This window comes from Pseudomonas sp. D1HM, from assembly GCF_019266105.1.
Classification (GTDB): Bacteria; Pseudomonadota; Gammaproteobacteria; order Pseudomonadales; family Pseudomonadaceae; genus Aquipseudomonas; species Aquipseudomonas taetrolens.
In genome coordinates this window covers 150315-159022 of record NZ_LRMN01000004.1, presented here as the reverse complement: position 1 = coordinate 159022, position 8708 = coordinate 150315, and the positions used below count along the sequence as shown (strand labels likewise).

Here is an 8708-nt window from a genome sequence, read left to right as displayed (position 1 = left end):
TGTGCTTGAAATACGAAAGAGTGCTGCGGCGCTTTAAACGCTGGCGCGGCTCAACGGCCAGGCCTGCTGATTGCGCCAGCGAGCCAGATGCTCTTCGGCGTAACGGCGCAGGCAACGCAGCAGCGGTATTTCTTGCTGGACCAGAAAGAAGTGGTGCCCCTCAAACATGTCGAGGGAAAACGCGGAACAGGTGTCGACCTGCCAATCCAGCAGTTGCTCGACACGGACGCTGTCCTGCTTGCCACCGAACACATGGATCGGGACTGCCAGCGGCGGGCGGCCCGCGTGGCTGAAGCTGCCGCACAGCAGAAAGTCGGCGCGCAGGATCGGCAGCATCAACTGCATCAGCTCTGCATTGGCCAGCACGGCTTCGTCAGTGCCTTTGAGCTCGCGCAAACGGGTCATCAGTTGCGCATCGGTCTTGGCTACGGCGTACTCGCTGACATCGCGTCGCGCCGGGCCGGCCGTGGCCGACGCAAACAAGGCCAGGGGCGCTGGCAAGCCGCGCTCACGCAAGGCATGGGCCAGCTCAAACGCCAGCAACCCGCCGAGGCTATGACCGAACAGCGCGTAGGGGCGGTCGAGTTCAGCGCTGATTTCATCGGCCAGTTGCGCGGCCAGGCGAGGCATGTCGCTCTGCAGGGGTTCGTCCATGCGCATGCCGCGCCCGGGCAACTCCAGCGGTCGCACCTGCAGCCATTGCGGCATAGAGCGGCGCCAGCGGCCATAGCTCATGGCACTGGCACCGGAGTAAGGCAGACAAAACAAGCGAAGCTTGATGACGTCGCTCATGACCGAATGCCGCCGTGATCGCAGCGTGGCCACCGGGTGCCTGCGTCCGGCAGAAACCCCGCCTGTTCCCACTCAAAATCCATCTCGCCCTCCTGTCCGGATCAATTGACGACCGACATGCATCGACGGTCCTTGTCCATTGAGGACGGTTGACCCAGGCAAATAATTAGTCGACGCGACAGGGGTGTTTTGAAGCCATCGAGCGGTGATGTGAGCTGTTTCGCAAACCCTCGCACGCGAGGAGTATTAATTCTATTTCTCAATTGACAATAATTATCATTCGTCCTAATTTGTTGCCAACTGTGTAGGCAGCTTCCCGCCTCACTCATACATTGCAGCAGGTGATCTCCATGACGGAACAAGCGGCCACAAGCAGGTGCGACTCACCCTTACTTCAAGCCTTTGTCGATAATCGGCTAATCCTGGTCAAAATCGCAGCGCGTATCACCGGCTGCCGATCCAGGGCTGAAGATGTGGTGCAGGACGCCTTCTTCCGCTTGCAGTCAGCGCCGCAGATCACCTCTTCGTTCAAGGCGCAACTGAGCTACCTGTTCCAGATTGTGCGCAACCTGGCCATCGACCATTACCGCAAGCAGGCACTGGAGCAGAGATACTCCGGCACAGAAGAGGAAGGCTTGAATGTCGTGATTCACGGCGCCTCTCCGGAAACCTCGCATATCAACTTCTCGACCCTGGAAAACATCGCGGTCGCCTTGACCGAGCTGCCGAGCCGAACCCGCTATGCGTTCGAGATGTATCGCTTGCACGGCGTGCAGCAAAAAGACATCGCCAAAGAGCTGGGCGTGTCACCGACGCTGGTGAATTTCATGATCCGCGATGCGTTGATTCATTGCCGCAAGGTATCGGGCACCCAGAGCGATACGTTTGCACGGCGCCACTGACCAGCACCGGTTGAGCCCATCGTTACTGCCCCCCGGACGCACCGTCCGGGGGACAGATCATTTATGCCTTCAGGTCAGGGCGCAACGATCGAAAAAACGCTCTCGGCTGTGCATCATCAAGGCCGCACGCTTGTGCGGAAAGTCGAATGCCTTCTCGCAGTGATAGCCTTGCGCCTGCATGTAGCCGATCATTTTGTCATTGTCGGCACGGGGCTCCGCCACGACGCGGCGGGTACGCGGATCGGCCAGGAACAAATAATGGGTGAGCGCCGACAGCCAGCTGGCAACCTTGTGCGGACCGCGATGGGCCTGCTCGCCCACCAGCATGTGAATCCCGCGGTCGTAATCGTCCACCTCGTAAAACGGCGCAATGCGATCTTCCTTGGCCCAGTAGGCTTCAAAGTAGGCAAATGGCTGATCATCAAAGCAACCGATCAGGGTCAGCGTGTGCGGGTCGGCCGCCAGCTTCTCGAGGAACTGCCGATGCTGCTCCAGGCTGCCGCCCTCCTCCCAAAAGTCCATCACCCGTGGCGTGTTCTGCCAGCGGTTGAAGCGTTCGAGATCGACGTCGATATCCAGCGTGCGCAAGGAAACCCAGGCGCCGAGGCGCGCATCAAAACGCCGATAGACTTCACCCTGGGGTTTGGGCCCGCGTAACGGGTGGCGCTTGCCGGCGCTGATCACGTGCTGCTGCGGGTACACCGGCAGGGGCTCCTCGCCCAGCCACGGTTGCGCCCGCTGCCAGAACAGGCTGCGCTGACAGATGAACTGCCCTTCGATGTCGGTGCTGTGCAACAAGCCGCTGCGCACGGCTTCGCTCGGCGGCCGGCGCAAGTGCCAGGTCAATTGCTGGCGTTGCGGGTCGCTTGCCAATAACCAGTAGCAAGCGGCCCACAGCGCCTGGAGCGTGGGTTGGGCGCCAGCGTCATGCAGGCTCAGGTGAAGCGATGTTCCACGCTCAAGCTGCAGGTCGAGCAAGGTCTGGCCCGCGAGTGTCAGTGTCAGCCGGGTATCGGTCTCATCGGCATTCAAATCACGCCAGCGCGGTGGGTACAAGGAAGCAGAGGTCATGGGAGGCTCACGATTATCGTCAACAGTCATGCAATGTGACGTGAGCCATCCGGGGAAATTTAGGGCGCGCCTGCCACAGACTCTACTTCAATGTTGTAAGGATCAAAGATCGAATCCAGCTGACCATTCTCGCGAAGGGCTTGCAGCAGTTGCGCGAACTGCGGGGCTTGAATCGGCGATTGCGGCCGCAGCAAGGCGTAGTGGTGATAGGTCTGGTCGATACGCCTGGACACCATCACCTTGTGCCTGACTTGAGGATGACGCCGGAACATGTCGGCCAGGTTGGAGCGTGTGATCAGCGCAATATCTGCCCGGTCACGCAGCACCATCAGCATGTTGCTTTCATGGGAATACGTGAGGGTGGCGTTGAACGTATCAATCAGGTAGCCGGGCGAAGGATTGAACCCGGCGAAGGCATAGTGATAACCGTTGAAAAGCGCGAGCCGTTTGTGGGTCAAGTCCTCGAAGTAGGATTGCCGACGCTCCGGCAGGCGTTTGGCAATGAACACCTCTGCGTCCACGAGCCCCATGTCTACAGGGTTGTACACGATGCCCTGCCAGCCCCAGGCGGGGTTTTCAAACATGACGATGTCGACCCGGCCGTGCTCGAAGTCACGGAAACGCCGGGCAATGGAGGTGGGGACCAGCACGAAACGGTAGTCACTTTGCTGCCGGTTGAGCGCCTCGAGCAGTTGCGGCAAAAGTCCCGAATCGGCACCTCGCTCAGGACGGATGCTATAAGGCGGAAAGTGCGCTGCGCCGACCCGGACTTCAGAGACAGCCAGGACAGGTGTCAGCCAGCTCGCTCCCAGGCTCAACAACATGCAGTGGACCATACGCATTGGCAAACACTTCAAAACCTTACACCCCTGGTGTTGCCCCTGGACTGGAACTTATTGATCAACACGCGACCTGAGATCGAGCACGCACACAAATAAAGTGTATATAGGGATGCGTCAACAGATCCTATGCGGATCCAGGTGCTTTAGCTACGCTCCATCCCCAACGCCGATGCTGTTTAAGGAAGCTGCACATGCCTCACTGGCTGGTAATTGACCTGGAAGCCACCACGGATGATGGCGGCTGGCCGCTGGAGGAAATGGAAGTGATTGAAATCGGCGCCAGCGTGGTGACTCGCTCAGGCCGGGAAGTCGATCACTTTCAGCGCTTTATTCGTCCACAGCGTCGACCGCTGCTAACGCCTTTTTGTCGCCAGCTGACCCGCATCACCCAAGCCAATATTGATAACGGGGCTTCGATGGAACAGGTCTGGGAACAATTCGAGCGATGGCTCGGCCAGCACCTGCCGCAACTGGAGGGCTGGGCCAGTTGGGGAGACTACGACCGCAAGCAGCTGGAGCAGGAATGGCGGCAGAAAAAACTGGACAGCGCCCTGTCGCGCCTGCCGCACATGAATCTCAAACAGCAATTTGCCCAGGCCCGCCAGCTAAAGCGCCCGCTGGGGCTTAATAGCGCGCTGCAACTGGCTGGCATGCAGTTCAACGGGCAACAGCATCGCGCCCTGGAAGATGCCCGCAACACCGCCCGCCTGTTACCGCTGACCCTCAAGATTTAGCGCTCGTAAAAGGGCGTGACGAGATAAAACGGCTTCTGCATACTGGCCAGCCTTTTTAGCCCATTCCGAGGAATCGCCATGTTTAAAGTCAACGAATACTTCGACGGCACCGTCAAGTCGATTGCCTTCGCACAAGCCGAAGGCAAGGCCACCATTGGCGTCATGGCTGCGGGTGAATATGAGTTCGGCACCGCCGAGCGCGAAATCATGCACGTCGTATCGGGTGAGCTGAGCGTCAAGCTACCGGGCAGCACCGAATGGCAAACCTTCGCCACCGGCAGCCAGTTCAACGTACCGGCCAACAGCAAATTCCAGCTCAAAGTCATCGTCGAAACCGCCTACCTCTGCGAATACCGCTGAGTCAAACAAGGCTTCTGTGGCCTCCGCTACAGGCGGCGATGGGTTGGCCATGAAGGCCCTACGGCCCTTTTCGCAGCCTGCGGCAGCGGCTACAGAAGCATTCAAAACCCGTAGAGCGCCGTGAGCATTCAACGGCGGGCTTTACGACGGCTTCGCCGCCGGACGCGGCCTCACTTCGCTCGGCCGCTGCTACAGGGTCTCTGTAGACTTTGACTGGGCTGATCGCCCCATTTCCACATTGAATTGCAACGCCGCCAGCCGCGCATACAGCGGGTTGCTGGCGATCAACTGTGCGTGGGTGCCAATGGCCACTAGCTTGCCTTGATCCATCACCACAATGCGGTCAGCATTCTGTACGGTGGCCAGACGGTGGGCGATGACCAGCGTCGTGCGGCCGTGCATCAGGCTCGGCAGGGCTTGCTGGATCAGGTGCTCACTCTGGGCATCCAGTGCGCTGGTGGCTTCATCCAGTAGCAGGATCGGGGCGTCAACCAGCAGGGCCCGGGCAATGGCCAGTCGCTGACGCTGCCCCCCGGACAATCCAAGACCGCCATCGCCCAAATGGGTTTTATAGCCTTCGGGCATTTGCAGGATGAAGTCGTGGGCATGGGCAATGCGGGCCGCGGCCTCGACTTGCGCATCACTGGCCTGGGGGTTGCCATAGCGAATGTTGTCTTCCACCGTGCCGAAAAACAGCGCCGGGGTTTGCGCCACCATTGCAAAACAACGGCGTAAATCATGCGGGTCGAGCCGGGTAATCGGTACCCCTTCCAGCAGGATCTGTCCCTGTTGCGGGTCGTAAAAACGCAGCAGCAAATCAAACAGCGTCGACTTGCCCGCACCTGAAGGACCCACCAGCGCCAGGGTTTCTCCAGCCTTGATCGACAGGCTTAACCCTTCGATCGCATAGCTTTCCGGTCGCGACGGGTAGGAAAAATACAGATTCTCTAGTTGCAGATTGCCCTCCACACGGGCCGGCAGCACCTGCAAGCCCTTGCTCGGTGGCAACACCAGACTTTTCGACTGCAAGAGTTCGGCAATTCGCTGTGCAGCACCGGCCGCCTGCTGCAGTTCACCTATGACTTCACTCAGGGTGCCAAAGGCGCCGCCGACCACAAGGCTGTAAAACACAAACGCAGCCAGCTCGCCGCCCGTGATACGCCCTGCAATCACGTCCATGCCGCCGACCCAAAGCATGACGCCAACGGCCCCCAGCACCAGCGAGATCACCAGGGTGATCAGCCATGCCCGCTGAAAGATACGTTTGCGCGCCGTGGCAAACGCATCTTCGACGGTTTGCGCAAAGCGCTGCTGATCCTGTTGCTGATGGTTGTAGGCCTGCACCGTTTTGATTTGCCCCAGGGCTTCGGCCACATAACTGCCAACATCGGCAATGCGGTCCTGGCTCTGCCGCGACAGGTTGCGCACCCGTCGACCGAAAATCAGGATCGGTGCCAGCACCAGCGGCAAAGCAACCACCACAATGCTGGTGAGCTTGGGGTTGGTGACAAACAGCAGCACGATGCCACCCAGCACCATCAGGCTGTTGCGCAGAAAGAGGGACAACGAAGAACCGATCACTGACTGCAGCAACGTGGTGTCGGTGGTCAGCCGTGACTGGATTTCCGAACTGCGATTGTTCTCGTAGAAGCCCGGGTGCAAGCCAATCAAGTGATTGAACACCTGTCGCCGAATGTCGGCCACGACCCGCTCACCGATCCAGGACACCAGGTAAAAGCGCACGAAGGTGCCTACGGACAGCCCCAGCACCAGCAACAGGAAAAAGCCGATGGACTGGTTGAGCAGTTCCGGGGACTGGGTCATGAAACCTTTGTCGACCAACAGCCGAATGCCCTGGCCCATCGACAGGGTAATGCCCGCCGTGACCACCAGCGCCAGTAAAGCCCCCAGCGCTTGCCAGCGATAAGGGGCAACAAAGTGAGTGGCCAGACGAATGGCGTGACGATGACGCGATGACAACATGAGGAGTATCCGAGTGGAGGATAAACGTGAAAAGCCTTGCATAGCCTACATCCTAGTTCGACTTGGCTCGGTAAACCTTTCTCAATCGTTTTGAATATGACCAGGGACACTACTTCCTAGGCCCGAATGGTCTAAATTCAGGGTGGAAGTTTCAGAATATTTCTGTTGGACTGGGATGGTCGCCAAGTTGTGTCACAGCTTGGTCATTAAACGGATCTACAGTAGCGCTACACCTTGATGAGGAGACAGGCCATGGATTTGCAACTCGATGCTCAAGCAGTACCGGTCATTCGAACCCAGCCACACCAGTCACTGGGGTGCGCGATTATCGATGAGAATGGCCAGGAAGTGTCGATCACTGAAGAGATGATTCAAGACGCCTGCCACGAACTGGAGCAGCGTCTGGTCAAGCCTTCGCACAAGGATTGATACCCCCGTATTTATAAACCGGCCCTTTAGGTAATGCCGGTCAGTCAAGAACAATGGGATCAGAAGCTCGCTCCTGCACTGACCCCTTTCGCTTGACTGACCGGCATCACCCCTGAGGCCGGTTTTTTTATGCCTGTCGGTTAAACCAGCACCGCTCCCAGTGCTTTGACCAACTGGTTCAAAGCCACTGACTCGCCGTTGATGTGGACGGGCAAGCCTTCTATTTCACGGCGCTCCGGGTAGTTCTTGCGCAAGGCATCAAAGGCCAGGCGCTGCGCTTCGACACTGCCGATCAGGCTGCGACGCAAGTCCGCATCGTCGCGTCGCGGGTCGTACACGCCACGGCAAAGCATCGCCAGGGCCCAGGCCGGATCGCTGTTGGCGCTGAGCTCTACCTTCGCCAGCCACGGTTCGGGCAGCAAGTCGGCAAGCTGTACCTGCGGCGCTTGCCCGAGGAAATCACACAAGGCCTGATAGATCTGCGCCGTGCCCCGCTGCTTGCCATCCAGGCTGTAACCGGCGATATGAGGCGTTGCCAGCACGCATAAATCGGCCAGTTCCACGTCTACCTGAGGTTCACCTTCCCACACATCCAGCACGGCTTGCAGGTCATCGCGGCAGGTCAGCACCTCGCGCAGCGCAGCATTGTCGACCACCGGACCCCGGCTGGCATTGATCAGCCAGGTGCCGGGTTTAAGCTGGTTCAAGCGCTGTTGATCCAGCAGGTGCCAGGTCGGGAAAGTGCCGGTTTTACTCAGCGGTGTGTGCAGGCTGAGTACATCGCACTGTTCGATAATCTGTTCAAGACTGACGTAGTCGCCGCCTTCGGCTGCCTCGCGCGGCGGGTCACAGACCAGAACCTTCAACCCCAGGCCACGAAGAACGGTGACCAGGCGCCCGCCCACTTCGCCGGCGCCAATCACGCCGAAAGTGCGGTGCATCAGCTCGACACCTTCGATTTCAGCCAGCGTCAGCAAGCTGCCCAGTACATAGTCCACCACGCCGCGGGCGTTGCAGCCCGGGGCACTGGACCACTGGATACCGGCCTGTTCAAAGTAATCGAGCGCCAGGTGATCGGTGCCGATGGTGCAGGTTCCGACAAACCGCACCGCGCTGCCTTCGAGCAACTCACGGTCGACCCGAGTAACCGAACGCACCAGCAGGATATCTGCGTCATGAACGTCTGCGCGGGTGATCTGGCGCCCCGGCAAACGGCGTATTTCACCGAAGCCAGCAAAGAACGCTTCGATCAGCGGAATATTTTCGTCAGCAACAATCAACATGGCAGGCTCCTTTGGCGGAGTGGCAGTGTAGGCGTTGTTGTGAGGGATGGGCCAGCAAGGAGTGCTGAGGACGCCAAACTGGCTCTGATAATCCCTACATGAATACCGCCATACGCACCCAGTTCAAGGGACTGATCCTACATTCAGTGCGCAGCCTTGCTTGGTACCTTTCGCGACTCATCGCCCGCCGACGTTCATCCCTGTCAGCAGGCTGCCGCGCAAGGAAACGCGAATGCTCCCCTCTCCCCCCTGCGTTGCAACCTCTGGCTACGAACGTCTGCTTCCCCCCGCTCGCACGCGAACTGATGGCCC

Annotated in this window: 9 protein-coding genes; 4 read left to right on the top strand and 5 right to left on the bottom strand. The window is 59.1% G+C overall.

All coding sequences use genetic code 11. The features are described 5' to 3' along the window. Positions 1–33: 33 nt before the first annotated feature. A complete protein-coding gene (locus tag AWM69_RS07040) occupies positions 34–792 on the bottom strand; it encodes a thioesterase II family protein (protein ID WP_218726078.1) in 759 nt (252 codons plus the stop codon). A gap of 350 nt (positions 793–1142) precedes the next feature. Here AWM69_RS07040 and AWM69_RS07035 point away from each other — a divergent pair, with 350 nt between their 5' ends. Continuing rightward, positions 1143–1694, top strand: a complete 552-nt coding sequence (locus AWM69_RS07035; protein ID WP_131653059.1) for an RNA polymerase factor sigma-70 — start codon at positions 1143–1145, stop codon at positions 1692–1694. A 69-nt stretch (positions 1695–1763) separates the two neighbouring features. Here AWM69_RS07035 and AWM69_RS07030 read toward each other — a convergent pair whose 3' ends face one another. Both AWM69_RS07030 and AWM69_RS07025 read right to left on the bottom strand, forming a co-directional pair. Continuing rightward, positions 1764–2765, bottom strand: a complete 1002-nt coding sequence (locus tag AWM69_RS07030; protein WP_218726077.1) for a GNAT family N-acetyltransferase — start codon at positions 2763–2765, stop codon at positions 1764–1766. Positions 2766–2824: 59 nt separating this feature from the next. Continuing rightward, complete coding sequence (locus tag AWM69_RS07025) at positions 2825–3607, bottom strand: ABC transporter substrate-binding protein (RefSeq protein ID WP_256930225.1); 783 nt, start codon at positions 3605–3607, stop codon at positions 2825–2827. 191 nt (positions 3608–3798) lie between these two features. Here AWM69_RS07025 and AWM69_RS07020 point away from each other — a divergent pair, with 191 nt between their 5' ends. Next, positions 3799–4341, top strand: a complete 543-nt coding sequence (locus AWM69_RS07020; protein WP_048382591.1) for an exonuclease domain-containing protein — start codon at positions 3799–3801, stop codon at positions 4339–4341. 78 nt (positions 4342–4419) lie between these two features. After that, complete coding sequence (locus AWM69_RS07015; protein WP_131653062.1) at positions 4420–4701, top strand: pyrimidine/purine nucleoside phosphorylase; 282 nt, start codon at positions 4420–4422, stop codon at positions 4699–4701. Between the two features lie 189 nt (positions 4702–4890). Here the strand turns inward: AWM69_RS07015 and AWM69_RS07010 are convergent, their stop codons facing one another. Then, entirely contained in the window at positions 4891–6693 is a 1803-nt protein-coding gene (locus AWM69_RS07010) for an ABC transporter transmembrane domain-containing protein (RefSeq protein ID WP_218726093.1), read from the bottom strand. Positions 6694–6936: 243 nt separating this feature from the next. On the opposite strand from AWM69_RS07010, the gene AWM69_RS07005 reads away from it, so the two are divergent. After that, the gene (locus AWM69_RS07005; RefSeq protein ID WP_048382588.1) at positions 6937–7113 is read left to right on the top strand and encodes a PA1571 family protein; all 177 of its coding nucleotides are present in this window, start codon (positions 6937–6939) and stop codon (positions 7111–7113) included. A 140-nt stretch (positions 7114–7253) separates the two neighbouring features. Here the strand turns inward: AWM69_RS07005 and pdxB are convergent, their stop codons facing one another. After that, entirely contained in the window at positions 7254–8396 is a 1143-nt protein-coding gene (pdxB, locus tag AWM69_RS07000; RefSeq protein WP_131653064.1) for a 4-phosphoerythronate dehydrogenase PdxB, read from the bottom strand. Positions 8397–8708 lie beyond the last annotated feature (312 nt).

Bases quoted from the DNA above. Each gene is read 5' to 3' on its own strand.
- AWM69_RS07030 (WP_218726077.1), bottom strand. From the start codon at position 2,765: ATGACCTCTGCTTCCTTGTACCCACCGCGCTGGCGTGATTTGAATGCC.
- AWM69_RS07035 (WP_131653059.1), top strand. From the start codon at position 1,143: ATGACGGAACAAGCGGCCACAAGCAGGTGCGACTCACCCTTACTTCAA.
- AWM69_RS07015 (WP_131653062.1), top strand. From the start codon at position 4,420: ATGTTTAAAGTCAACGAATACTTCGACGGCACCGTCAAGTCGATTGCC.
- AWM69_RS07020 (WP_048382591.1), top strand. From the start codon at position 3,799: ATGCCTCACTGGCTGGTAATTGACCTGGAAGCCACCACGGATGATGGC.
- AWM69_RS07025 (WP_256930225.1), bottom strand. From the start codon at position 3,607: ATGCGTATGGTCCACTGCATGTTGTTGAGCCTGGGAGCGAGCTGGCTG.
- AWM69_RS07040 (WP_218726078.1), bottom strand. From the start codon at position 792: ATGAGCGACGTCATCAAGCTTCGCTTGTTTTGTCTGCCTTACTCCGGT.
- pdxB (WP_131653064.1), bottom strand. From the start codon at position 8,396: ATGTTGATTGTTGCTGACGAAAATATTCCGCTGATCGAAGCGTTCTTT.
- AWM69_RS07005 (WP_048382588.1), top strand. From the start codon at position 6,937: ATGGATTTGCAACTCGATGCTCAAGCAGTACCGGTCATTCGAACCCAG.